A 26,111-nucleotide genomic window follows, 5' to 3' on the forward strand; every position below is an offset into this window, starting at 1 on the left:
CAATTAGACTAGAAAATAATTATATTCAAAAATTCTAAATAAGTCTCAGTTGCAGTCAGTTTAGTGTCTGATATAATCTAGGCAACGAGATTAATAAGTCTTGCTGGCATCTTGGTATAATAAATACATTAATGTCTGATAATGTTAACAATCTATTTGGAGAGCTAATCATATGAATAAAGGAGAATTAGTAGCATTAATGGCTGAAGCAGGTCATTCAAAAACTGATGCAGAAAAAGCCCTTACTTGGGTTGTAGATAGTGTACTTAAAGCACTTAGTCGTGGTGAGGACGTTAACCTAGTGGGGTTTGGCTCTTTTCACATACAAAGTAGAGCTGCACGTGAAGGTCGCAATCCAAAAACTGGTGAGAAAATGCATATTGCTGCTTATAAACAACCAGTCTTTAGAGCTGGTAAGAAAATGAAGGAAGCGTGTAATAATTCTTAATTTTCTTAGAGCTTTCACTATAAAATATTATAGTCTGGCATAGGTTTATTGCTATAACGTTTTAACAAGAAAGATATTATCCATTAGACCTCTTCGGAAACTCTACTTCTGCTGGTAATTTGGACAATGATGCGGTACTCGAATCCTCACGTACATTAGAGTACGCTGCGGTTCGAGGTGAAGCGTCTCCTTCAAATCCTTGTGCATAAGCGAGTTTTCGAAGAGGGCTATTATACTTACGTATGGGTATATCTTTCTTGTTATAATTATGAGATAGGCTTTATTAGAAGAATCTGTATGGAGAAATTGTTAGAATGGGAACGCCGAAATAAATTTTTTGATCTTGGATTCAAAGAAATTAAAAATTTGTGTAAAAAATTTTTAATTAGGGAAGATAAGTTTATTGTTACCAAGGCAGAACATGGTCTTGCTAATACAAATTATATTATTGAATTCGAGAATAGAGATAAGTTTATATTACGTATTAATGTTCGAGATATAGAGTTAGGTAAAAAAGAATTTAAACTTTCACATTTACTCCATAATGAACCTTTAGTTCCAAAATTTCTTAGTTTTAATCCTATAAATGAAATAACAAACTATTTTTGTGGTTTTGTAGAATATCGTGAAGGCAGTTTATTATCAGATTTTTTAACTGATCCTTCGTTTTTAGACTCAATACTAGTAATATATAGTAAACTTGGTGAATTTTTAGGACATTTGAGTACCTATAAGTTCCAAGAAAGTGGTTTACTTGATGCAAATTTATCAATCAGCAAAATTACTACCAAACATAATGGATATAATGTATTTATAAATTATATTTGCTCATAGTTTAAAAAATAAAATTATTTCATATGAAAACTCTTTTCCTAAGGAATATAGTAATCAATTAGTGCATGGTGATTTTAAACCTTCTAATATTTTAGTTAAAAATATAGACGGAACATTAATTTTATCAGGAATATTAGATTGGGAATTTGCTTATTCTGGTTCAGTGTATGGTGATATTGCAACTTTATTTAGATTTAAACATTTATTTGATAAACAGTTAAAAGATAGCTTTATTTCTGGATACTCAAAAATGTCAAAGTTACTAGGCTCTGTGAACCTAGACTCAGATTGGGAAAAAAAAGCAAAATTAGTTGATTTAGTAAATTTATGTGATTTGTTAGATTATGAAGATGAAAGACCTAACATGTATAATAACATAATAGAATTAATCACTGATACTTTAGATTTTATTGATTCTTATAGCTAACTCCGATTAGTATTTAACCACAAAATTTCATTTAACGTGAGCGTTCACGAAAAAAAAGTTAAAGTACAAGACGTCATTGCGAGAAGGCGTAAGCCTAGGCTCTGTGAACAAAATTTAAATTACTAGATTTCGACTCTTTTTAGCTGCAAATTATAAGACCCTAATGTATTAATCACTGATTTACAATACATTTTGATAAAATATCATATGCCTGATCTGGCGTTAGGCTTAATATTTCTGGTAATTTTTTTAAACATTGCATAAACCTGTTAGAGTCTTTTTTATAAAGCTCAACAAATTGATTGTTATTAGGATCAATTTTGTTAAGCATTTGCGGCGTTTTAGCATAGAGCTTAAAAAGAGCACAACCATCATTATAGTTCATAATGGCTAATAATTGTGCCATAGCTCGAGATGTTTGGAAATGCTGCCAATCTATAGGAGTGTTCCACTTTCCTCCCCAAACACTAAAACCATTCTCAGCGAAAAGATCAATTATTACTTCACTCATCCCAGGTCTAATATTGGTTCGATTGAGATAACTTGATCCTTCCGCAGGTTTTACAGTAACAGCCCCTGCTTGACTTATGTCACTTGGAATAGAAAGATAAGGATTTTGAATTGGATTAATGTCAATCGCAAGACCGTATGAATGTACGGAAGGTAAACCACCCCCTGTAATTTCACGACAACTGAAACTAGAACTATTGTTATCTGCCATACTTTTGTCATCATCGCCATCATAATCTTCAACAGTACGCGCTTTAGCAATAGGGTATTTTAAATCATATATTCTTTTCAAAATGACGACAACATGCTCAGAAACAGCATCAAGAACAACTAGTTTTCCATCATGATGTATTACAGAATTAAAATCATAATAAGGGAATTTAATAACTCTTAATCGATTTAGAGCAACTGGACATCCATCATGCTACACTTTTTTCTTGATCATCTCTTGTTTCGATGATTCAGATAAAGGCTCTATGGTAAAATCAGCAGCATTTACTTGTGATATATTTATAAAAAAAATATATAGTAATATTAGCTTATACATATAATTTTCTGTGAACAAATTAGTTATCTCCGATAGTCTCCTAGTAACTATCACTATAAAAATTAGTAGTGTATTTTAGAAAGTATCCTAAACCAGTAAAAGAGTCAATCATTTATCGTTATACAAGCTAGCATAAGTCATAAAATTCATATATAATGCCTGCTTAGGAGGCTGTCTGATACCAGTTCTCGAAATTAATTAGTTATCGTAGGCAGCTTCCTAGAACAACAAAATTCCCAGTGAAGAGATTTTTATGATACTGTGTTTTGATTTAGATTCTTGTTTGCACGATGATGATATAGTCAATTCAGGAGAATTGGGTAGCAGAAGAGATGGAGTGAAGCCTATATGTAATAGGCGAGCGACGAGTAACGATGTCACCAATTTCTTATCAATTGACTATATTAAAGAGCATGAGAGTGATAATGACAATCCATCAATTTTGCAGATCGATAAGAATTTAGATGTTTATCGATATAAAATTACCATTGAATATTTGGGTACGGTTTTTGTTGGCTGGCAGAAGCAGAGTGGTGCTATATCTATTCAACAAACATTGGAAGACGGGATATACAAATTTACTGGTGAAAAAGTAGCAGTTCACGGAGCTGGTAGGACTGATGCCGGGGTTCATGCTTTAGGGCAAGTAGCCCACTTTGATTTAGTGAAATATATGCACCCTTATAAAGTTATGCAGGCTATCAACTATTTTGTGAGAGATTATAATATAGCGGTAGTTGATTGTGTTCTAGTAGACAAAGATTTTCATGCAAGATTTTCTGCTTTAGAACGTCATTATGTCTATAGAATTATCAATAGACCTAGCCAAGTTATAATAGATTTAAACCGTGCTTGGTGGATAAAACAACCTCTTGATGTTGAAGCAATGAGACGCGGGGCTTCCTACCTCATAGGACATCATGATTTTAGCTCATTTAGAGGCAAATTTTGCCAAGCAAAGTCACCTATAAAAACCTTATCCGAATTAATTATTACCCAAAAAAACGAAGAAATAAAAATATATTTTTTTGCTCGCTCTTTTTTACATAATATGGTTCGAAATATTGTTGGTAGTTTAGTATTAGTTGGACGTAATATATGGCAGGAAGATGATATCCAAAGAGTTCTGAATGCAAAGAAAAGAGAAATAGCGGGAGCAAAGGCTCCGGCATGTGGGCTGTATTTCCTTAGAGTTGACTATTAACTTATCACTACTTCAAAAGTGTTTAAGTAACTTTTAAAGTAGTGGTTAAAATGAATAATAACTATTTTGTCTTTACTTCTACTTGTACAATTTTCTGAATGTTGTTATCGAAATATAAGAATAAATCAAATTTATCACCAACTTTTAGTATGGTCTTTAAATCCAAAAGCATAATATGCATACCACCTGGTTGTAAAACAGCGCTAGTTTTAGTTGGGATGACTAGCTTATCAAGTTTTACCATTTTGCTAACACCTTTTTCATCAACAAAACTTCTATGTAATTCAACCCTGTTAGCGACATCGGAAGAAACATTTACTAAATTATAATTTGTATCAGAATTATTAACTATCTCAAGATATATCGCAGAATTATTACGTTTGCCAATAGCAGTTGATATGGAAGGTCTTGCCCAAGCATTTAGTGTCTCAATAGAGGCTGTTGCTTCCATTGATGTAGCGGCAAAACAGACTGATATGCTAAAACATAGGCTAACAGCAATGATGGCTATTATATTCTTAAGTATCATATTATCCTCATAAATTAAGTTACTCGAGTCATTCATTATAGTATACACTATATTATACGCACACTAAGTATATTTAGTATATAATTCTAATTTTGGTGTATTTTAACAAATTTTTGTTTAACATTATCCCAATTATAGTGAACATTTACTGTTTTAATTTCCGTGACTGTAATGTCTCCATTAGATAACTGTGCAACATCAAAACCTTTTTGGATAGATTCAGTAATTAGAGTAGTTGATTGACAAATATATCTAACATTAAAAAAAGGATTATTATCAGTATCTAATGAATTGGTAGCTTTCTTAGTTAGGCTATTCAAAATAGGTATGTTTTTTTCTTTCATTCTAGATAACTTCAGATATTCTGTACTGTTTTATAGCAGTTTTGTAATAAAGTGGCAAGGTTTGTTATTAGGTTAATTTTAGTATAATTAGTTTTTTTATAATGAGGTGTGTGTAGTGCTAGGAAATATTGATTTTTCAAACTCGTCAATAAGGCTATTTTTCTATTTCTTAAAGAAAAGAAAAATTAAACTAATCGTTTTAGGTTTGTTATGCATAATGTTGGGAATGATACCTGCTATTGATAGTGTATTGCTCCAAAAAATTATAAATTTGCTAGAGTCTTTCTCTGATGAAGAAGCTAAATATCTACCTTCCTCTATGATGTCTTGGGCAATAATATATGCAGTTTGGTGGATGGGTGTCAATGTTATATGGCGGGTTTATGATTATGTTTATCTAAAAACAATACCCTATATCAAAGGACAGATACTAGATGAGATGTATAATTATACTCAGTATCATAACCATAAATTCTTTCAAGAAAACCTTGCTGGTCATATTACCAATCGTATTACTGAAGCTTCTAGGTCTTTCGAAATGGTTCTATCGTTATTTGGTGAAAAAATTATATATAAACTAGCTATAATTGTTTTTTCTCTAGTAGCTATGTATTCGGTTCATCAAATATTTTCCACTATATTCCTGATATTTATTTGTGTTTTTATAGGAATTACTGTTATTTGTTCAAGTACAGTAAATAAATATTCAGTAAATTATGCCCGAAGTAAATCAATAGTTGCCGGTAAGATTGTGGATTTGATAGCCAATATTAGTACAGTACGGATGTTTACTTCTCATAAATTTGAACGTCAAAATCTAGAAGCAAGAATAGATAATGTGATAGTCAATGAACAAATTATGCAGTTTTTCATGTGGAAGCTACGTAACGTACTAGGAATAATCTGTGCTATAATGATTTTTATCATGATTTATTATTTGGCACAGCTTCGTAGTCAAATGCAAATAACTATAGGAGATTGTGTCTTGATACTTACTCTGTGTATGACTGTTACTACTGAAATTTGGGATTTAACGCAGGAAATAGGGGATATGTTTGAAGAATTTGGTTCTTTTCATCAAACTTTATCATTGATGAAACCTCATATTATAAAAGATATTGACAATCCCTATCTTCTAAGGGTTGCAAAAGGTGAGATAGCATTTAAAAATGTTAGTTTTAAATATTACCATAATAATAATTTATTTGAGAATAAATCTATTACAATTTTGAGTCAACAAAAGGTCGGATTAGTAGGATTTTCTGGCTCAGGAAAAACAACTTTTATCAATCTTATTACACGGTTGCATGATATAGACCAAGGAGAAATTTTAATTGATGGGCAAAATATTAGATATGTAACTCAAGACTCTTTGCGAGATAATATTAGTATAATACCACAAGAACCAATCCTATTTCATAGGACAATTATCGATAATATTAGATATGGAAAAAAAGATGCTAGCTTAGAAGAAGTAATAGAGGCGGCAAAAGCAGCTCATATACATCAAGTTATTGCTGCCATGCCGGAAGGGTACCAAAGCTTATGCGGTGAAAGGGGTAATAATTTGTCAGGTGGTCAAAGACAGAGGATAGTAATCGCCCGGGCAATATTAAAGAATGCTCCTATATTAATCCTTGATGAAGCAACAAGCAGTTTAGATAGTGAAACTGAGAGCTTAATACAAGATTCTCTATCTTACTTAATGCAAAATAAAACTGTATTAGTTATAGCCCATAGATTATCAACTTTGTTAAATATGGATAGAATTTTGGTTTTTGATGCAGGTAGTATAGTTGAAGATGGAGCACATGAGGAATTATTGAAAAACAGTAAATTGTACAAAAAATTATGGAAATCGCAAGTAAAAGGTCTAATAATCTAAAATTCTAGTAATTTTTAAATTATTAGTTGAGTTATTTTGGATTTGGTATTGTAATAGGTTATAATTTTGTGTATCATAATAAATGTTTTTAATCATTATTAATTGGAGAATTTTAATGCAAGTGTTCGTTGGCAAAGCTGCTCCGGATTTTACAGCTAAAGCTATTATGCCTGATAATAGTATAGAATCTGAATTTAATCTTAGAAATTATGCTAAGGATCATAAAGTGGTGTTGTTTTTTTATCCTCTTGATTTTACTTTTGTTTGTCCGTCAGAAATTATAGCCTTTAATAATAGGCTAGGGGAATTTACTGAGAGAAATACAAAATTAGTGGCAATAAGTGTTGATTCGCATTTTTCGCATTTAGCTTGGAAGAATACCCCCTACAATAAAGGTGGTGTTGGTAATATCCAGATTCCTATGGTGTCAGATCTTAAAAAGAGTGCCTCACATAGTTATAATGTACTGCACGATGATGGAATATCACTGCGTGGTACTTTTGTTATTGATGAAGCATTTATAGTTCGGCATTTGCTAGTTAATGATTTGCCAATTGGTAGAAATATTGATGAAGTAATAAGAGTGATCGATGCTATAGACTATAATATCAAACATGGCGAAGTATGTCCAGCTGGATGGCATAAAGGTGATGAGGGTATTACTCCTTCGCATAAAGGAGTGGCAGATTACTTAGCTTCTAATGCAGAGAATTTATAGCTATAGTCAATTAACCTGAGCTAGTGCCGAATAAGCACCCATCGTGCTGTCATTGTGCATATGCGGCAGTTTAAGAAGGTAATAATTGGAAATCCGTCATTGCGAGAAGGCGTTAGCCGACGAAGCAATCTACTCTTTTATGGATTGCCACGCCACCTACGGCGGCTCGCAATGACGCTGATGCTAAATACTAACCGGATTTATAACGTTGCCAATTAAAGTTGATTCACTAATATATAGTCAATTGATGCTGAAGGAGCTATTTTTGGATACTAACCCAGTATCTTATACAAAAGAAACTATTGATATTCTAAGACTAATTAGGAGCGAAAATGTTGGTTCAAGAACTTTTTGGAGTTTAATAAAGTTATTTGGTAGTAGTAGTGTTGCAATTGACAACATACAAGAATTTTCTGTGCGAGGTGGGCGTTCTAAGCCAGTAAAGGTATTTTCTCAGAGTGATGCAAGTAAAGAACTTGAATTGTTGCAAAAGCATAATGCTCAGATTATTACCTATAAATCTCCAGAATATTCAAGGTTATTGTTAGAGATTTTTGATTGCCCGCCAATATTAAGTTATAAGGGCAATATCGGGTTATTAGCACACGAAAGATGTTTAGCAATTGTTGGAGCAAGAAATGCTTCAGTAAATGGTCGTGCCTTTGCTGCTAAAATTGCTAAGGAATTGACTGATGCAAATTATATAGTGGTTTCTGGACTTGCCAGAGGTGTTGATACAGCAGTGCATCAAGTAAATACCTCTAAAACAATAGGAGTTATAGCTGGAGGAATTGATTATGTTTATCCCCCAGAGAATGTTAAATTATTTGAGCAAATCCAACAAAATGGCTTGATAATTGCTGAATTACCAGTAGGTTCAAAACCACTTGGGCAACATTTTCCACAGCGTAATCGATTAATTTCTGGTATATCTCTTGGAACAGTAGTAATTGAGGCAAGTCTAAAATCTGGATCATTAATAACAGCAAGGTTTGCTTTAGAGCAAAATAGAGAAGTATTTGCCGTACCAGGATTCCCGCTGGATCCTAGGTGTCAGGGTACTAATAAACTTATCAAGGAAGGAGCTCATATGGTGGAATCTACTGAGGATATAGTGACTAACTTACCACATTTTACCAAGGTTGTTAGTAAATCTAAGGATATAGCAAATGATTCAGCTGAAAATAATCAGTTTAAATCGTTAAATATAAAATATGCTAATCTAATTACCAACGATATGCGTATGAGGGTTAAGGAGCTTTTATCTTCAACTCCTATAGATTTTGATTGTTTACATCAAACACAGCTACCTTTGCCGGCTATATATATGATAATATTAGAACTAGAATTGGCTGGAAAAATAACCAGATATCCTGGCAACAAGATATCTTTAATTTATAAATAAATATGAAATTAGTAATAGTAGAATCGCCGGCAAAGGCGAAAACGATAAATAAGTATCTGGATAGTGATTTTAAGGTTATTGCTTCGTTTGGACATATTAGAGATTTACCATCTAAAAATGGTTCAGTTCTGCCAAATGAAGATTTTGCCATGAAATATGTTATATCAGATAAAGCAGAAAAATATGTTGAAGCAATAACTAAGGATGCTGCCAAAGCTACAATGGTTTATCTAGCAACAGATCGAGACCGAGAAGGAGAAGCAATTGCCTGGCATGTTGCAGAAATAATAAAAGAAAAAAACTTGATTAAATCTAATGATTTCTTTAAGAGAGTAGCATTTGATGAGATTACCAAAAAAGCTATTTTACATGCAATGGACAACCCAAGAAATATTGATATTGATTTGGTTAATGCTCAACAAGCAAGGAGAGCATTGGATTATTTGGTAGGATTTACTTTATCACCGATATTATGGCGTAAATTGCCAGGATGTAGATCAGCAGGTAGAGTTCAGTCTGTAGCACTCCGACTTATTTGTGAGCGAGAAGATGAAATTGAGCATTTTAAATCGCAAGAATATTGGGATATTACCCTTAATGTTCTGAATAGTAATAAGGAACCGTTTTTAGCGAGATTAACTCATGTCAATGGTAATAAATTAGAGAAATTCTCAATTATTAATGAATTGGCAGCTAATGATCTAGTCAAAGAAATAAAATCAAAGAATTTTCACATTGCAGCTTTAGAAAAAAAGCAGCAAAAACGTCAGCCTCAACCGCCTTTCATTACTTCTTCGTTACAGCAAGAAGCAGCTCGAAAATTAGGGTTTACTGCTAAAAAAACTATGCAAATTGCTCAAAAGCTTTACGAAGGCATGGATATAGGTAATGAAACGATAGGTTTGATTACCTATATGAGAACTGATGGTACTACCCTTGCTAGTGAGGCTGTTGAACAAATACGTCAGTTGATACATAAGAATTTTGGTGATAAATATCTACCAGCTAGCCAGCGAGTTTATAAATCTAGAGCCAAGAATGCTCAAGAAGCTCATGAAGCTATTAGACCAACCAATGTTACTCTGTTACCAGAAAAATTAAAGGATACATTAGATAAAGATTATTATAGGCTTTACGACTTGATTTGGAAAAGAACGATAGCCTGCCAAATGGAAAATGTTATTATTGATTTGGTGGTCGCTCAGCTTGATACAGAAAATAAAGAATTCACCGCCAGGGCAACTGGTTCAATTATTGCCTTTGATGGTTTTTACAAAATTTATCGTGAGGGTCTAGATGATGAAACGGAAGAAGAAAATAGACTTCTACCATTACTACAAGAAGGAGAAAAATTAACTACAACTTCAGTGAATCCAGCACAGCATTTCACCGAACCACCACCAAGATATTCTGAAGCCAGTCTCGTCAAGAAGCTTGAAGAACTTGGGATTGGTCGTCCTTCTACTTATGCTTCTATTATATCAGTATTGCAAGATAGGAACTATGTGGTTGTTGAGAAAAAACGTTTCTTTCCAGAGGAATTAGGGCGTTTAGTGACAACATTTCTGACAGGGTTTTTCAAAAAATATGTTGAATATGATTTTACAGCTGATCTGGAGAATGATTTAGATGAAGTGGCAGAAGGTAAAATAGAATGGAAAAATTTACTAAAAAAATTCTGGGATGGGTTTAATAATAACGTAGAAATAGTTAGTGATAAGAAAATATCTGATATAATTCTTTATGTTGAACAAGCATTAGATTATCACCTATTTGGAGAAAAATCAGAAAGTAACAATTCGAAAAATTGCCCATCCTGTTCTACAGGGCAATTAGGTCTGAAACTTGGTAAGTTTGGAGCGTTTTTAGCTTGCAGTAACTATCCTGAATGTACTTTCAAAAAACAAATTACTTCGAAGAATAGTGATATTGTTGATATGGCTGAAGAGAACAAATTATTAGGAGTAGATAAAGAGGGTCATGATGTTTTATTAAAGAAAGGTCCATATGGTTTTTATGTACAGACTAGCAAACCAATTGCCAAGGGTGAAAAACCAAAGCGTGTGTCATTGCCACCGTCAGTAGCACAAAATGACGTGACTCTTAGTTTGGCTCTAAGGCTTCTTGAGTTACCGGTTAAGTTATGCCTGCACCCTGAATCTCATCAAGAGATTATACTGGGTATAGGTAGATATGGTCCGTATCTTAAATATCTTGATAGGTTTATTTCGATACCGAAAAGATACGATCCTTTTACCATCACATTAGAAACTGCTGTGGAAATAATTGAGGCTAGTAATAATAGGCTGAAGAATAAACCGGAAAAAGATACTGATAAGTCAGAAGTAGTGGTAACAGCAATTCCTAAAAAGAATATTAGGACAAGGACTGGTGCTGCAAAAAAAGTAACAAAAAAGAAAAGACTCCCTGCATAAGTCAATTTAGTTGGTGATTTTGTCGTCGAAACTCGCCTCCGCTCCGAACAATCGTCTATGTACGCTGCGGTGCTCGGCTTCGTTTCTCCTAAAAATCCCTCAACTATCTTTGACTTATGCAGGGAGTCTAAAAAAGCAAAATAAGCAGTTAGAAAATTATGAGAAAAGTTATCACAAGATTTGCCCCTTCACCAACTGGTATGTTGCATATAGGTAATAGTAGGACAGCTCTGATAAATTGGTTATATGCTAGAAAGCATAATGGCATATTTATTTTAAGGTTTGATGATACCGATCTTGAACGTAGCAAACAACAATACAAACATGCCATTGAAGAGGATTTTAAATTTTTAGGACTTAACTGGGATCAAACTTTTTGTCAATCTGATAGATTTGATAAGTATGAAGCGGTAAAAGCATTATTATTACAAAAAAATAAATTATATCCTTGTTTTGAGACCCAGGAAGAGCTGGAATTAAAGCGTAAGTTACAACTATCTAGAGGGCTTCCTCCAATATATGATCGTGCGGCTTTGAACCTTACTGAACAACAAATAAATGACTATATTAGTCAAGGAAGAAAACCACATTATCGATTCTTGGTATCGCATACTCCAATTATTTGGCAAGATATGATTAAGGGTGAAGTTAAATATGAAGGCAAGAATATTGGTGATCCGATAGTTATCAGAGAAGATAACAGTATGACTTATATGCTTTGTTCGGTTGTTGATGATATTGATTATGGCATTACCGATATTGTTCGGGGCGAGGATCATGTAACTAACACTGCCATTCATGTGCAAATGTTTGAAACTCTAGAGGCAGAGGTACCAAATTTTGCTCATCTTAGCCTAGTTATCAGTCGGGATGAAAAAATATCTAAAAGAATAGGGGGATTTGAGATTGCCTCTCTAAGGGATAAAATTGGATTAGAATCAATGGCAATTAATAGTTTCTTTAGTTTGCTTGGCTCATCATCGCCTATTATACCATTTAAAAATTTAGATGGGCTAATAAAAGAGTTTGACATTAATAATTTTTCTAAAAGTCCAACAACTTATTTACCAGAAGAGCTAGAGCGTTTAAATCATAAATTACTAATTAGCTTGAGTTTTGATGAAGTAAAAGATCGCTTAAAAGAGATTAAAGCTGAACAAATAAATGAGCAATTCTGGTTGGCAGTTAGAGGTAATTTACAAAAATTATACGAAATAAAAGATTGGTGGAATATTTGTTATTCCCCCTCTAAAGTTGAAGGATTAGATAAAGAGTTTTTAAAACAAGCAGCTACCTTATTAATAGACGAACCAATAACCATCGATAGTTGGAGCATATGGACTAAAAGAATTATGGAAATAACTGGTAAAAAAGGTAAAGAAGTATTCCTACCTTTAAGACTTGCTATAACGGGAATGACATCTGGACCAGAAATGTCAGTAATATTACCTCTGCTCAATAAAGATGAAATTACAAAAAGACTAACAAGTTGATTTTTCGGGTTGTTGAATGAATATAAATCAGCTCGCAATGACGTCTTGTACTTTAACTTTTTTCCGTGAACTCTCACAAATCATTTGAGTATGCATAGTTACAAATTAATATCAATTTGTAACTTGATTTTTCTTTTATAATCTTTCTCAAAACGCCTTACCATCAAATAGGCTAATATCACAAAGAAAATAAGATATATCATGGGGAATAATTTAAAGTTTAGATATCTCATTAATACTAGACATACATAATTTGCACTGCCAGACATCAACATTGACCCCATAGTATGACCAAGACTTATTGCCCGGTAGCGATCATTAACAGCGAAAGCTTTTACCATAGTACCATGGGCAAGAGCGTTGAAAGGGGCAACAAAACAAGCAAGCATTAAACAAGAGCCTAAAGCCAGATTAACCATTTGATAGTTAACAGAAATAATAAATAATAGACTAGCTACAAGAGTAGCAAATAGACTGATCTTAAACACTATCATTTGATTAAATCGATCAGCAAATAAGCCGGAAATAGGCATGGCAATTGCAAAACACATGACTATTAAAACTGAAAACGTACTCATAATAAAACTAGTTTGTGGTAGAACCATAGGTAAATATTGTTTCATAAAGGTAATAGGTAGTTGATGTGCCACTCCAAATCCACCAGCAAGAAATACTACCATCAAAATGATTCGCCACTGTTTGTTAACTAAAGAAGCTAGGCTTTGAACCCTTATTCCATTTGCTTGATTTTTCTTAAATTCTGGTGTTTCATCTAATTTACGACGGAAATATAGAGTAATTAAAGCTAAAGGTAAACTGATTAAAAAAGGAATACGCCAGCCCCAGTCTGGGAAAATATGAGCACTAAAAAAATTGGTTACCCCAATTCCTAGTAAAAATCCTAAAGCTCCAGTACAACGAGTTATCGCTGAAGCTGTATATCGGTATTTCTCCCCTAAATGTTCGATAACGTAAATAGCTGCTCCGTCATATTCTCCAGCTACAAAAATACCTTGCATAATGCGGCACAAAACCAAAATTACCGTACTCCAAACCCCAATAGACGAATATTCTGGCAAACACCCTATAACCATAGTAGGTATCACAATGCCTATTATAGTTATAGTTAATGCCGTCTTACGCCCATAAATATCTCCTATATAGCCAAAAATTAGCGAGCCAATAGGTTTTGATAGATATGCCATCGCATAAACAGCAAAAGCATTTATTAGACTAGTTATATAATCAGCATTCGGAAAAAATTTGACGGCAATAATTCCGGCGGAAAAACCGTATAAACTACAGTCATAATATTCAATAATCGTTCCTAAAAATGCTCCGATAATTTTATTTTTTGATTTTTTTTCACTTTTCATCTTATTTAAGCTCCTTCAGCTAGTAGTTTATTTTTCACTGAAGGTGATAAGTTAATATTAAGCTCCTTTAAAGCTTTTTCATCAATATAATCAGGAGCATTCATCAATAAATCTTCCGCCTGTTGATTTAGTGGAAAAGCTATCACCTCTCTAATATTGGTTGAATCGGTTAATAACATAACAATCCTATCTATGCCAGGGGCTATTCCACCATGTGGCGGAGCACCAAATTTAAATGCTCTGATCATTCCACCAAATCTTTTATCAACAATTTCTGGAGGATATCCAGCAATCTCAAAAGCTTTATACATTATTTCCGGTTTATGATTTCTAATTGCTCCACTAGATAATTCAATACCATTACAAACAATATCATATTGATATGCTTTAATGGCAAGTAGATCATCTATTGTTTTAGCTGATTCTAATATCTCCATACCACCTTGGGGCATAGAAAATGGATTATGGCTAAAATCTATTTTTTTAGTTTGCTCATTTAATTCATAAAATGGGAAATCTATTATCCAACAAAACTCAAAACAATCTTTTTTAAGTAAAGCTAAATCCTCGCCTAATTTAGTTCGAATCTTACCAGCAAGTTTAGAGGCTTTATCAACTTTATCACTAGTAAAGAAGACAGTATCACCATTTTGTAGATTTGCTAAAGACTTTAAGTTTAATAATTGTTCCTCTGTTAAAAATTTAACAATAGGCCCTTTAACTTGTCCATCTTCTAGAAACTGGATGTAACCAAGCCCACTTGCCCCCTCGGAAATTGCAAATTCTGCCATTTTATCAAAGAAGCTTCTCGGTAAAGTAGAAGTTTTAGGAGCTGGCACCGCTCTTACAACAGAGCCATTTTTTATATTTTCTTTAAAAATAGTAAAATTAGACTCTCTAAATAATTCGGTAACATCGGCAATGATTAGCGGATTTCTAAGGTCTGGCTTATCAGTACCATATTTTAACATTGCTTCTTCATATGGAATTTGGACAAAAGGGGTATTTGATACTGTCTTATCAGAAAATTTGCTAAATATTTCATACATCACCGGTTCAATAGTATTAAATATATCTTCCTGCGTAACAAAAGACATTTCTATATCCAATTGATAAAATTCACCTGGCGACCTATCAGCTCTTGCATCCTCATCTCTAAAACAAGGAGCTATCTGAAAATAACGATCAAATCCTGATACCATAAGCAATTGTTTGAATTGCTGAGGAGCTTGCGGTAAAGCATAAAATTTCCCAGGGTGTAATCGGCTGGGTACTAAGAAGTCCCTAGCCCCTTCTGGTGAACTGGCAGTTAAGATTGGTGTTTGAAATTCAGTAAAACCACCCTGCGTCATAATCTGACGTAGATGAGCAATAATTTGCGATCTTAGCATAATGTTATTATGCAACTTTTCACGCCTAAGATCTAGGAAACGATATTTTAACCTAGTTTCTTCGGGAGAAATTTGTTCAGAATTCACCAATAATGGTAGAGCTTCGGCATTAGACTCAATTATAAACTCACTTACCAATATTTCAATTTTACCTGTCGTTAATGAGTCATTTATTGTGTCATCAAGCCTTGCTACCACTTTACCGACAATAGTTATGACCGATTCATACCTTAACCGACTAGCAGCATCCATTAAACTTGGGTCTTGATCAGTAAATACTAACTGGCTGATACCAAAATGATCCCTAAGATCAATAAATACCAAATTACCATGATCCCTTCTTCTATGTACCCAGCCAGATAATTTTACTCTTTTTCCGACATCACTCAATCGCAATTCATTACAATTATGCGTTCTATATTTATGCATTTTACTCAACATATTTATTTTGTTTCTACCATTCCTAATATAGCAATATATCATAAAAATCAACTACACTAATAGATATATGCAAATTATTTGAAGAATTGTAAGCTATACTCTTCTGCTTTGAAGAATTGTTTTTTGAAAATATCAGGGACTCGCATACTATAGTACCCTACAATTTTTATTCTATAAGTATTACAACAGCATAAAAACGTCATTGCGAGAAGGCGTAGCCGACGAAGCAATTGTAAGTTAAAAGTATGGTATAATATATCCATTTATGGTCATTTTTGGCTCAACTATGTTGAGATTATTTAATAGCATTGCATTATTAATTCAAACTGATTACCATCAGTAACAATAATTTTTGTATCAGTGTTGTAGATAATTGGATCATTAACTCGTTCATGACCGAATCTATTGGTCTTAAATATTGGGATTTTTAAGGTAGCAGCAAAATCAGTAAGAGTCCTAATAATGGTCTCGTTATCATTTCCACAAGTTCCAAATATTATAGCGTTTACTCGTTCTAACAGCCCTGCTTGTTTTAAATGATATAAGATACGATCTAGTTGGTATGGCTTTGTATAAACATCTTCCAAGAAAAGTATCTTATTTGCCGTTTTTATTTGCCATGATGTACCTATAGATGTTTGTACAATGCTTAGATTACCGCCCGTAAGATTACCTGTAACGATTTTACTGGATTTTGCCGCAAGGTTAAGTGCTGATAATCCTTTAATTTTAGCTTGAGTTTCTTTACCAGAAATTATTTTTGCTATTTTTATAAAATTTTGACGATCTTTAGTTGGCTTAAGTATTTCAACGATACCATTACCATGAATTGTCTTCCACCCCCATTCTTGCGAAAAGAAAATATGTAAAGCTGTCATATCACTAAATCCTATAAAAAACTTTTCCTTTATCGGTTTCTTTAAGCGTTGCAAGTCAGGAATTAATTTGGCTGAACCATATCCCCCACGAAGAGCCCATATTACGTTATTTGATTGATCAGTTAAGGCCTTTTCCAAACATAATAATCTTGTTTGATCATCGGAAGAATGGAATAGGCTTTTTCCTTTAAAGCAATCATTTGGAATATTTAGTTTTAACGAAGCAATATTTCTCAAATTAGATAATAGTTCATTGCTGGCTCCTGAAGCGGGAGCAACAACAGTAATTTTTGTATCTTTCAATAAATTAATAAATTCTGCATTATTCTTGTTGAACTCTGAATTAGCAAATGCTGATAAGGACATAAAAATAACTGGTAGGAAGATTGTATGAATTGTTAGGAGCCTAATATGTAAAAGATAATTGTTAAATTTCATAGAGTAGTATACCTATTTATGATATGGATGGTTTTCTATTATGGTCTGAGTCCGATATATTTGCTCTAATAATATTATTTTTGCCATTTGATGGGGCATAGTCATTTTTGAAAGGCTAAGATGGATATTTGCTTGTTCAAGAATCGATTTATCTAAACCGAATGCACCGCCAATAATAAATTGTATATTTTTGCCTGATTGCAAATTATTTGCTATTAATTTTGTAAATTCATGACTATTATAACCATTACCAATAATGTTTAGTACTATTTTACAGGATTTTTCTTCTAAAAATTCATTAATTAATTTACCTTCAAATTGTTTGATTTGTTCAGCTGGTAATTTTTTTGAATAACAAATTTCTGTGGATTTTATATTATATTTTATCAATTTTTGATAATCTCTGGCAATTGGCTGATAATAATTATTAAGTTTACCAACGGAAATTATTTGTATTTGTCTCATTATTTTATTATTGATTAATTAATTTAATTATACACCATAAAAGTTATGCACTAAGTAAAAGTTAGAAAATTATATTGACTTTTTATATATTTTTAATTAAAATGTTAACGAGCTTTAATCTATACTTTAAGCAATTATGGCAACATATCTTGGCTATCAATAACATATAAAACTGACCTTAGCATAGTTAGCCAAAATAAGTATTTTTTATTTACCCACAAATTTATCCACAATTTATTCTGATTATTTGTCAAATATACTTGATTAGCTCTTCAGCAATATGCACAGCATTTAAAGCTGCTCCTTTACGTAAATTATCGGCTGTAATCCATAAATTAATGGTGTTTTTTTGACTATGATCTTGTCTAATTCGTGAGACATAGACCATATCCGTACCTACTACATCTTTGGGAGTGACATATTGTATTGGATCTAAATGACAATTAACCTCAATAGAGTCTGATTCTTTAAGAATCTCTTTTACTTCTTCCGCATTTATTGCCCCACTAAATTCAACATTAACTGAAATAGCATGACCAACAAACACCGGTACTCTAACACAAGTTACACTAGCTTTAGCATGTGTTCCTATAATTTTTTCTAATTCCAGGGCGATCTTAGATTCTTCACTAGTAGAACCATCTTTATTAAAGCTACCTATATGCGGGAATAAATTAAAAGCTATTTGATGTGGAAAAACTTTAGGTTCAATGTCCTTAAAAACATATTTTGCCTTGGTTTGTTCATACAGCTCTTCCATTCCTTTTTTGCCTGCTCCGGAAGCTGACTGATAGGTTGATATAACCAGTCTCTTAATCTTTACAGCATTATCCAAAGGCTTTAACGCGGTAGCTATAGGAACAGTACAACAATTTGGATTAGCTATAATATTTTTAATAGTATAATCTTTTAGGCTAGCCAGATTAGCTTCTGGAACTATCAAAGGAACATCAGGATCAAGTCTGAAAAATGATGATTTATCGATAACTACGCAGCCTTGCTTGGTAACCATGGGTATATATTTCTTTGATATTTCTGATCCGGCTGAAAAAAAAGCAATATCAATTTTACTAAAATCTACACTATCTATATCAGATATTTTTATAGTACCATCTCCAAAACTAACCTCTTTACCATTAGATTCACTCGATGCTATAGCATAGATATTATTAATTGGCAAACTTCTCTCAAATAAAATTTCTAGAGTTTCTCGTCCAACATTACCTGTTGCCCCAATCACTGCGATATTATATTTTTTTGTCATATTTACTTAACTTAATTGTTTTATCCATATAGTCAATTGATGAGAAGTTGGGGACATCAGTACCCTACAATTTTTATTCTATAAGTATTAAACAGCATAAAAACGTCATTGCGAGGATGCGTGAGTCGACGAAGCAATCCATATAGTCTTGATGTATCTATACTAATTCTTATGGATTGCTTTGTCGCTACTAAAGTAGCTCTGAGCCATGACACTTGGGCTGCATACATGTCATTGCGAGACCATGCAAGTAGGTCGTGGCAATCAACATATAATTAGATTAGACCCCTTGTACTTTAGCTTTTTTTCCGTGAACGATCACTTATAATTGCTGGTTTGTAAGTTCAAATCTCAACCTCTTACAAATTTTTCAGAAGGTAAATTTTCCATGAGATTTTTGGCTATTTCACTGTCTGACATACTATTATTTTTTGTAGATTGCATATATGTAGCTACCAATTCTACCATTTTATCGCAAAACTCAGACCGTAGCATTTGAGAAGCTTCTAGTTTCTGCCTATTCATTAAATCTATAGTCTCAAGTTTCTTGCTTTCTAGAAACTTATCAATTTCTGCGTTTTGTTGTTCAATTAGATTATTGGCAGTTTCTTTGCCATCTTTGAGCATTTCTTCTCTTAGAACCTCAATCTGTTGTATTTGTTTTACAGCATCTTCAAATAGTAAGGTCATATCTTCGTTAAGCTTTTGGGCTTCTAAGACTTGGTTTTTGATAGCAACAATTTTGTCATCTAATGATTTTAAAATTATATTTTTTATCGGTCTATAGACTAAATATACAAAAATTAGGAAGCAAATAGCCAGCCAAAATCTTTCGTCAAATAATTGTATCATTTTATCCCATTATTTTATCTTTTTGTAAGACTTTTTTAGTAATTCTATATCAGCCTGTTGATTAGTAATTTTTTGAATTAATAATTTTGCTAAATTGACACATGCATCATTTTCATCAAGCCAAAAAGATTTATTAATTGTTTCTATGTCATGACGATTATTTTCAATTTGTACTTTCAATTCATTATGGAGCTGCTTTTTTTTTGACAAAAAAGCAGCTTCCATCGCATCTTTAGCTTCTTTCTTAATATTTTCTACGATATTTGATGTTTCTTCCAGCTTACTAGCATATTGCTTGTGCAGACTATCAGCTTTTGCTGCAAGATCTTCTGCACTAGCAACATTAGTATCTATATAATCTTTCCTATTCTTAAGAATTTTTTCAGTTAACGGTACGATGAACTTATGAACTAGAAGGTATAAGAAACTGAAAGCAACTACCAACCAAAAGATTTGTGAATAATAAAAAACAACGTCAAACTGAGGCATAGTTATCTTAAATAAATATTAGCAAAATTGCAATTACAAATGAGAATAAACCCATAGCCTCAGTAAGCCCTGCACCAATTAATGCTACTTTTTGTAATTGTTCAGCAGCTGAAGGGTTACGAGCAATTGAAGTTAGCAATGCACTGAATATATTACCGACACCAATGGCGGCACCTAGCATACCAATAGCCATAAGACCTACACCAATAAATTTTAGAGACGTTATGTCCATATTATATAAACTCCTAATAAAAATTTCTAATGTGAATTTACAGCATCATTCAAATATACACAAGCAAGAATTGTAAATATATAAGCTTGAAGTATTGCTATAAAAATTTCAAATCCAATAAGGATAACAATTAGGGGGATTGGTAAGAATTTAAGGAAAATCATTAATGAAACTATAAATCCTGCCATCACCTTTAATAATACATGTCCTGCCATCATGTTAGCCGCTAATCTTAAAGATAAACTTATGGGTCTTGCTAAATATGCAAATAATTCTATTACGATCATCAGCGGAGCTAACCAAATAGGCGTACCTTTAGGTAAAAATATTGATAAAAAATGCAGACCATGATTAATAAAACCAATAATTGTCACCATAAAAAATATCATAATTGCTAAGGCGAAGGTTACCGCTATATGGCTAGTAACAGTGAATCCGTAAGGGATCATTCCAAGTAAGTTACATAATAAAATAAACATAAACAAGGTAAAAATAAATGGTATGAACTTACGCCCCTTCTCTCCAACATTTTGATTTAACGTCACTGTAATTATATCATAAATTATTTCAGCACTAAGCTGTAATCTAGACGGAATAATTTTTTCTGATTTTAAAGCTAAATAAAAATACAACAGAGCTATAACCCCAGCAAGTACCATATACAAACTGGAATTGGTAAAACTAATATCAAAACCAAATAAGTTAATTTCTACTAGTTTCTTTATTGCAAATTGATCTAAAGGACTATGGGACATTATTTCTTATATTTAATTTTTGCCAAATTATTCTAAAACCTGCAAGCATTCCTATCAATAAGAATATTATAATACAAAATGGTTTAGAATGAAACAATTTATCTAATGTAAAACCAACAATTAACCCCAACATCACGCTAGAAACCAAATCTAATGCAATAGCAAACGCATCAATTTGTTTTTCTGGATTAAGCTTAGGACATCGAGGATTATTTGTTTTAAGTTTCTTAACTCTTTCTTGAATATCTTTTAATTCTTCTAATTTTTTTTGTTCCACATGTATATATTCCTATCATTTAGGTATAGGGTGAGTAGTAGAGTTTTCCAACGCTTTATCAATTGTCTTAGAGATAGTTTGTAAATCATAGCCGCTGGTCTGTATGCCATTAACAAAGAATGCAGGTGTACCAACAAAATTTGGGACACTAGCAGCAAGGTTAGTATTGGCAAGTAATATTTCAACAATCTGGTTATTATTAAGACATTTAGCATAAGTTTCTGCTGACATTCCGCCAATTTGAGCTATATTTGTTAGCAATTCACGATATCTATTACTGCTTCCCCATTTATCTTGTTGCGACAATATTACACTTTGGAATTTAAGAAAACTATCTGTATTATTTTGACAGCGCTGTAAAATTGCTGCATCTAAATCCTGTTTATTACCAATAAATTCACGAATTATGTAAGCAATTTTATTAGTGTCAATATATTTTTCTTTAAGTTTCGGTAAAATTGTGTCATGGTAATAAGCGCAATGTGGACAAGTTGGAGAATAATACTCAACTACCACTACATTTGCCTTAACATTACCAAGAACTATATCATTTTGGCTAACATTGAACGTTGGCTTATAAGGCATATGTTGTATGCTAGCAACCTGTGCATCAGTTTTTACATCAGCAGATTCAGCTTTTGCAGAATTATTTGTTGTCCCTAAAGGCTCCTCCTTATCAGTTGAAGTCGCAGGGTCTTGCTGGTCTACTTTCTGATTATCTACTATTATGTCTAATTTATCATTAGCAGGGTTGTCATTATTTTCTTGTTTTACCGCCTCTGCCTGAATCACCTCGACCTTATTATCAGGTTGCTTGTTTTCATTATTAGATTTATCATTTTCTTCTGAACATGATATTAACAATAATGAAACTATGACTATAAGGATATTATGCATAAGTCTGGATATACTTTTTAAGTTAAATTAAAATACAAATATTATATAAATATAAAGTTTCACTTACCTTTAAGCAATAAAAAATGTGAGCGTTTACGGTTTTTTTGCTATTTTCTTATTGATAAATATAAAATCTGAGTCGCCAAGCGTCTATTAGCGAGGAGTGCGGGAACCGCACGATGAAGCAATCTAAAAAAGTGATTAGAAATTGCTTCGTCGGCTACGCCTTCTCGCAATGACGTTTTGTACTTTCACTTTCTTTCCGTGAACACTCATCCGTTACGGTTAACTAATAGTCATGAAGCTGGCATCTTCTAGCCATAAAATTTTGCAAATAATTTCATTGTTAGGATACAGCTTGGCTAATAGATGTCGGTAAAAATTCAATTGATCAATATAAGACTCCTTAACTAGTTGACAATTTTTAGGTGGATTAGCATCAGATTTATAATCAATAATGGTTAACTTTCCCTTATCGATGGCAAGTAAATCAATCCTTCCTATCTTAACACCATCATTTAGATTTATCCCTATCGGTACTTCAGTTTTTAGCTCTTGAGAAATAAGTGCCATAAATTCTAGATTATTCAGTAACTTGTCAATATTTTTGTGAATTTTTTCTTGTAACATTGTTGGTAATTTACCAATAAATGGATGGGTGTTCATACTAGAAAAATCATTAATCTTTACGGCATCTTCTAGAATTTTATGAAATATCCTACCATATTCCAAATGATCATTAACTATAAGAGGCGAATTAACTGAATAATTTTGCTTGGCACCTTTGGTGGTTTTATTAATAACAGAAAGATTTGGTAGCCATTCTATCAACTTCTTGTCAGCTATTGGGTCATTGTCACTTTCTTTAATGTCCTCCTTATTTTCACCAGGAAGGTAACCTGTGTACTCTTTAGTTGTTTCATAAACTATAACTCCATTTTCATATAGTTTACCATGCATATTCATTACTCTAGAGACTAACTCATACCAACAATCTTGTGGCAGCTTATTACTATTTGACTGATAACCACATATCACTAAATGATCTTCTGCTCTGGTCATTGCCACATAAAGTAGTCTGATATATTCTTGTAAGTCTTTTTGTTGTTCCTGTTCCTTGAGAGCTTTAAAAAATTCTGGGCTATTAGATGATTGGGGGACAGAGAACATTTTATAGTCAATTGATGAGGAGTTGGTGACGTCGTCGCTCAATGCTCGCCTATTACTTATAGGCGTCGCTCCATCGCTCCTAGCACTAACTCCTCCTGAATTGACTATACCATCTTGATCCCAGATAAATTTATTGCTATTAGTTGGCACTGAGCTAGTATCACACAGGATAACAATAGGTGCTTGTAGCCCTTTAGAAGCATGGACGGTCATAACTTTTATCTTACTTGACGATTCTAAGTTCCTTTTAATATCAATTTTGTTATTTTCAAACCAATAAACAAAGTTTTGCAGTGAGCTATCGATATTATTAGCATAATTTATACTTAAATATATCAATTCATTTATTACATCATTACTATCAAATCCATTAGATTCAACTAGAATTTTTCTAATATCCCAACAATCGACAATCAATGAGAAAAAATTTCCACAATTGGCAACTTTGTATATTTGTAAAAAATAACATAGTTTATTATATATATTTGTATATTCTGGTATATTTTGCAGATATTCCCATATAGAATTTTTGCCACGAGAAATTGCAAGCAACTGTAGTTCTTGTTCACCCATGCCGATTATTGGGGATTTTAATAGACCAATCAAATTCAAATCGTCTTGAGGTAGTAGCACAAATTTTGCTATGGCTATTAAGTCTAATACTGACAAACTTTTATCTAAAGTGATTCGGTCAACATCTTCTACTTGTAAACCATGTTGCTTAAGACAATTAATAACTTCAAAAACCAACTCATCTCTCTTACGTACCAAAATCATAAAATCTGATTCTTTAACTTCAGAATTAGTAGCATGTAGAATTTTTTGGCTTGCTATCTGACTTTTTATAAAATTAGCGATTTGTTCCGCAAGTACTTGCTGAGCAGATTTGGATTTATTATGCTCTTCTGGTAAGGGCCAAAATAATTTAGTCTCTTTCTCTCCTCTAACTATTGGCCAGAGTTCTACTATACCTTTATCATTTTGACGAAATGGCAAAATTTTAGGATTCTCAGAGGTAAATAATTGAGGGGTAGTGTTTTTAATTTGTTGTAAAATTAGATAGACAATATCGATAATTTTTTCAGTAGACCTATATGACCATTCAAGAGTAATATTTTTGAAATTCTTATTTGCCTCAGAGAATTTTTTACATAAATTTGCATTAACAGAATTAAAAGAGCTAAGATTTGCTCCTTGGAAGCTAAAAATCGACTGTTTTTCATCGCCTACGACAAAAATAGTACTCTTTTTATGCTTAGTGGTAGAATAAAACTCTGCTATAATTGCAGTGATAATGCTCCATTGTTCAGGGCTAGTATCTTGTGCTTCATCAACAAGCAAATGCTCAATCCCACCATCAAGTTTATATGACACCCAATTTTTGGTAGTATCATCTGTTAATAATAATTGGGTTAAATAAATTAAATCATCATAATCCAGTAAGCTGTTCTCAGTTTTGTAGGACTCATATTTATCAAGAAAAATTTTTGCTAAATTACACAACAAATTTGAATAATTTTCCATATCTTGCACTTTAGTTTGTTGCTCTAACTGAAAAACTTTTTCTTGAATATATTCAAGTTCATTCAATAATTTTGGATAGTTTGTTGCTATAGATTTAGACAGCATATTCTTACGCTTAGTACCTTCTTTAGTAAGAAAAAATAGTTGAATTTCTTGATCTAGGTTAATAGCTATTGAGTATTTTGCAAGTAATTGCCGAGCCTTGCCATAAATACTTGGTAATTGTCCAGGAATACAGGAACTAATAGTTTGATGTTCTTTGTAATCCACTTGCTTAGCAAATAGTTTCTTAAACTTAATCTTTTGCTGGATTATTTCAGAGAAAATATCATTGATAGTTACTTCATGGAAGTTTGTCAAAAAGAAACTAATCAGCTCGTTATAAGTTGGATCTAAATAAATTTGGTTTCTTATTTTGTTAATAACCCCTTGTGCTGTAATATCATCAAGAATCTGAAATTCTGGATTGATACTCGATTCTAAAGGAAATAATTTAAGCATCTTTTGACAAAAAGCATGAATAGTATAAATGTTAATCCCATCTTCAGAGTTTAGTAGCCTGTAATATAAAGTCTTGGTATATTGCACCTCACTTTCTAAAGGCTCCCTAGTAAGCAATAAACCTAACTCTTTAGTCAATTTAGTAGTTCCATCTACAGCAAATCTAGCAAGTTTACTTCTAATTCTACTCTGCATTTCAAGGGCAGCTGCATTAGTAAAAGTTAAGCATAAGATTTTGTTAAATGGAGTCCCACTAATTAGTAATCTGAGTACTCTATCTGTTAGGATTTTGGTTTTGCCTGTGCCAGCTGAGGCAGAGACCCAAACAGAATATTGTGGGTCTGATGCTTGTTGTTGTAATTCATTCATTTTATAAAAGGAA

The 26,111-nt window shown here is 32.6% G+C and carries 25 protein-coding genes and 1 pseudogene; 9 read left to right on the forward strand and 17 right to left on the reverse strand.

Going from position 1 to position 26,111, the window contains the following annotated elements; translation table 11 throughout:
- Positions 1-172: 172 nt before the first annotated feature.
- Positions 173-448, forward strand: a complete 276-nt coding sequence (locus AAGD42_RS04475) for an HU family DNA-binding protein (protein ID WP_341748604.1) — start codon at positions 173-175, stop codon at positions 446-448.
- A gap of 85 nt (positions 449-533) precedes the next feature.
- Here AAGD42_RS04475 and AAGD42_RS04480 read toward each other — a convergent pair.
- Positions 534-674 (reverse strand): annotated as a pseudogene (locus AAGD42_RS04480) (palindromic element RPE1 domain-containing protein); the annotation flags it as partial.
- A 71-nt stretch (positions 675-745) separates the two neighbouring features.
- Between AAGD42_RS04480 and AAGD42_RS04485 the strand changes: the two are divergent.
- Entirely contained in the window at positions 746-1,282 is a 537-nt protein-coding gene (locus AAGD42_RS04485) for a hypothetical protein (protein ID WP_341752398.1), read from the forward strand.
- A 16-nt stretch (positions 1,283-1,298) separates the two neighbouring features.
- Positions 1,299-1,709 (forward strand): phosphotransferase, encoded by a 411-nt coding sequence (locus AAGD42_RS04490; RefSeq protein WP_341760785.1) that lies wholly within the window; start codon positions 1,299-1,301, stop codon positions 1,707-1,709.
- A gap of 172 nt (positions 1,710-1,881) precedes the next feature.
- On the opposite strand, the gene AAGD42_RS04495 is transcribed toward AAGD42_RS04490, so the two are convergent.
- Positions 1,882-2,511 carry a M15 family metallopeptidase gene (locus AAGD42_RS04495; protein ID WP_341752400.1) on the reverse strand — a complete coding sequence of 210 codons (630 nt, stop codon included), beginning with the start codon at positions 2,509-2,511 and terminating at the stop codon, positions 1,882-1,884.
- A gap of 132 nt (positions 2,512-2,643) precedes the next feature.
- A complete protein-coding gene (locus tag AAGD42_RS04500) occupies positions 2,644-2,766 on the reverse strand; it encodes a hypothetical protein (RefSeq protein WP_341752401.1) in 123 nt (40 codons plus the stop codon).
- A gap of 448 nt (positions 2,767-3,214) precedes the next feature.
- On the opposite strand from AAGD42_RS04500, the gene truA reads away from it, so the two are divergent.
- Complete coding sequence (gene truA / locus AAGD42_RS04510; RefSeq protein ID WP_341753396.1) at positions 3,215-3,970, forward strand: tRNA pseudouridine(38-40) synthase TruA; 756 nt, start codon at positions 3,215-3,217, stop codon at positions 3,968-3,970.
- A gap of 61 nt (positions 3,971-4,031) precedes the next feature.
- On the opposite strand, the gene AAGD42_RS04515 is transcribed toward truA, so the two are convergent.
- Positions 4,032-4,499, reverse strand: coding sequence for a copper chaperone PCu(A)C (locus tag AAGD42_RS04515; RefSeq protein WP_341752402.1), 468 nt, complete (start codon positions 4,497-4,499; stop codon positions 4,032-4,034).
- An 86-nt stretch (positions 4,500-4,585) separates the two neighbouring features.
- On the reverse strand, positions 4,586-4,843 hold the full coding sequence (locus AAGD42_RS04520; RefSeq protein WP_341752403.1) for a DUF2671 domain-containing protein: 258 nt from the start codon (positions 4,841-4,843) through the stop codon (positions 4,586-4,588).
- A gap of 115 nt (positions 4,844-4,958) precedes the next feature.
- Between AAGD42_RS04520 and AAGD42_RS04525 the strand changes: the two genes are divergently transcribed.
- From AAGD42_RS04525 to gltX, 5 genes are all read left to right on the forward strand, one after another.
- The gene (locus tag AAGD42_RS04525; RefSeq protein WP_341760712.1) at positions 4,959-6,728 is read left to right on the forward strand and encodes an ABC transporter ATP-binding protein; all 1,770 of its coding nucleotides are present in this window, start codon (positions 4,959-4,961) and stop codon (positions 6,726-6,728) included.
- 115 nt (positions 6,729-6,843) lie between these two features.
- Positions 6,844-7,446: a peroxiredoxin gene (locus AAGD42_RS04530; RefSeq protein ID WP_341752405.1), complete on the forward strand. Its 603-nt coding sequence runs from the start codon at positions 6,844-6,846 to the stop codon at positions 7,444-7,446.
- Between the two features lie 265 nt (positions 7,447-7,711).
- Complete coding sequence (dprA, locus tag AAGD42_RS04535) at positions 7,712-8,851, forward strand: DNA-processing protein DprA (protein WP_341752406.1); 1,140 nt, start codon at positions 7,712-7,714, stop codon at positions 8,849-8,851.
- Positions 8,852-8,853: 2 nt separating this feature from the next.
- Complete coding sequence (topA, locus tag AAGD42_RS04540; RefSeq protein WP_341752407.1) at positions 8,854-11,286, forward strand: type I DNA topoisomerase; 2,433 nt, start codon at positions 8,854-8,856, stop codon at positions 11,284-11,286.
- Positions 11,287-11,444: 158 nt separating this feature from the next.
- Entirely contained in the window at positions 11,445-12,779 is a 1,335-nt protein-coding gene (gene gltX / locus AAGD42_RS04545) for a glutamate--tRNA ligase (RefSeq protein WP_341752408.1), read from the forward strand.
- 98 nt (positions 12,780-12,877) lie between these two features.
- On the opposite strand, the gene AAGD42_RS04550 is transcribed toward gltX, so the two are convergent.
- The 12 genes from AAGD42_RS04550 to AAGD42_RS04605 form a co-directional block, all read right to left on the reverse strand.
- Positions 12,878-14,155, reverse strand: a complete 1,278-nt coding sequence (locus AAGD42_RS04550; RefSeq protein ID WP_341752409.1) for an MFS transporter — start codon at positions 14,153-14,155, stop codon at positions 12,878-12,880.
- A 5-nt stretch (positions 14,156-14,160) separates the two neighbouring features.
- Positions 14,161-15,975, reverse strand: a complete 1,815-nt coding sequence (aspS, locus tag AAGD42_RS04555; RefSeq protein ID WP_341752410.1) for an aspartate--tRNA ligase — start codon at positions 15,973-15,975, stop codon at positions 14,161-14,163.
- Between the two features lie 311 nt (positions 15,976-16,286).
- Complete coding sequence (locus AAGD42_RS04560; protein WP_341753397.1) at positions 16,287-17,231, reverse strand: LD-carboxypeptidase; 945 nt, start codon at positions 17,229-17,231, stop codon at positions 16,287-16,289.
- An 84-nt stretch (positions 17,232-17,315) separates the two neighbouring features.
- Positions 17,316-17,768 carry a 23S rRNA (pseudouridine(1915)-N(3))-methyltransferase RlmH gene (locus tag AAGD42_RS04565; protein WP_341749924.1) on the reverse strand — a complete coding sequence of 151 codons (453 nt, stop codon included), beginning with the start codon at positions 17,766-17,768 and terminating at the stop codon, positions 17,316-17,318.
- 250 nt (positions 17,769-18,018) lie between these two features.
- Positions 18,019-19,032: an aspartate-semialdehyde dehydrogenase gene (asd, locus tag AAGD42_RS04570; protein WP_341752411.1), complete on the reverse strand. Its 1,014-nt coding sequence runs from the start codon at positions 19,030-19,032 to the stop codon at positions 18,019-18,021.
- A gap of 351 nt (positions 19,033-19,383) precedes the next feature.
- Positions 19,384-19,884 carry an ATP F0F1 synthase subunit B gene (locus AAGD42_RS04575; RefSeq protein WP_341752412.1) on the reverse strand — a complete coding sequence of 167 codons (501 nt, stop codon included), beginning with the start codon at positions 19,882-19,884 and terminating at the stop codon, positions 19,384-19,386.
- Positions 19,885-19,893: 9 nt separating this feature from the next.
- Positions 19,894-20,373, reverse strand: coding sequence for an ATP F0F1 synthase subunit B' (locus tag AAGD42_RS04580; RefSeq protein WP_341752413.1), 480 nt, complete (start codon positions 20,371-20,373; stop codon positions 19,894-19,896).
- A 7-nt stretch (positions 20,374-20,380) separates the two neighbouring features.
- Positions 20,381-20,605: a F0F1 ATP synthase subunit C gene (locus tag AAGD42_RS04585; RefSeq protein WP_341749928.1), complete on the reverse strand. Its 225-nt coding sequence runs from the start codon at positions 20,603-20,605 to the stop codon at positions 20,381-20,383.
- Positions 20,606-20,631: 26 nt separating this feature from the next.
- The gene (locus AAGD42_RS04590) at positions 20,632-21,360 is read right to left on the reverse strand and encodes a F0F1 ATP synthase subunit A (protein WP_341749929.1); all 729 of its coding nucleotides are present in this window, start codon (positions 21,358-21,360) and stop codon (positions 20,632-20,634) included.
- A complete protein-coding gene (locus AAGD42_RS04595) occupies positions 21,350-21,637 on the reverse strand; it encodes an AtpZ/AtpI family protein (RefSeq protein WP_341752414.1) in 288 nt (95 codons plus the stop codon). The genes AAGD42_RS04590 and AAGD42_RS04595 overlap by 11 nt, the downstream gene beginning before the upstream one ends.
- A 15-nt stretch (positions 21,638-21,652) precedes the next feature.
- Positions 21,653-22,534 (reverse strand): DsbA family protein, encoded by an 882-nt coding sequence (locus AAGD42_RS04600; RefSeq protein ID WP_341752415.1) that lies wholly within the window; start codon positions 22,532-22,534, stop codon positions 21,653-21,655.
- A gap of 285 nt (positions 22,535-22,819) precedes the next feature.
- Positions 22,820-26,098: a UvrD-helicase domain-containing protein gene (locus tag AAGD42_RS04605; RefSeq protein WP_341752416.1), complete on the reverse strand. Its 3,279-nt coding sequence runs from the start codon at positions 26,096-26,098 to the stop codon at positions 22,820-22,822.
- Positions 26,099-26,111 lie beyond the last annotated feature (13 nt).

Origin of the sequence: Candidatus Tisiphia endosymbiont of Dioctria linearis (assembly GCF_964026545.1) — a bacterium.
In the GTDB taxonomy this organism is placed as follows: domain Bacteria; phylum Pseudomonadota; class Alphaproteobacteria; order Rickettsiales; family Rickettsiaceae; genus Tisiphia.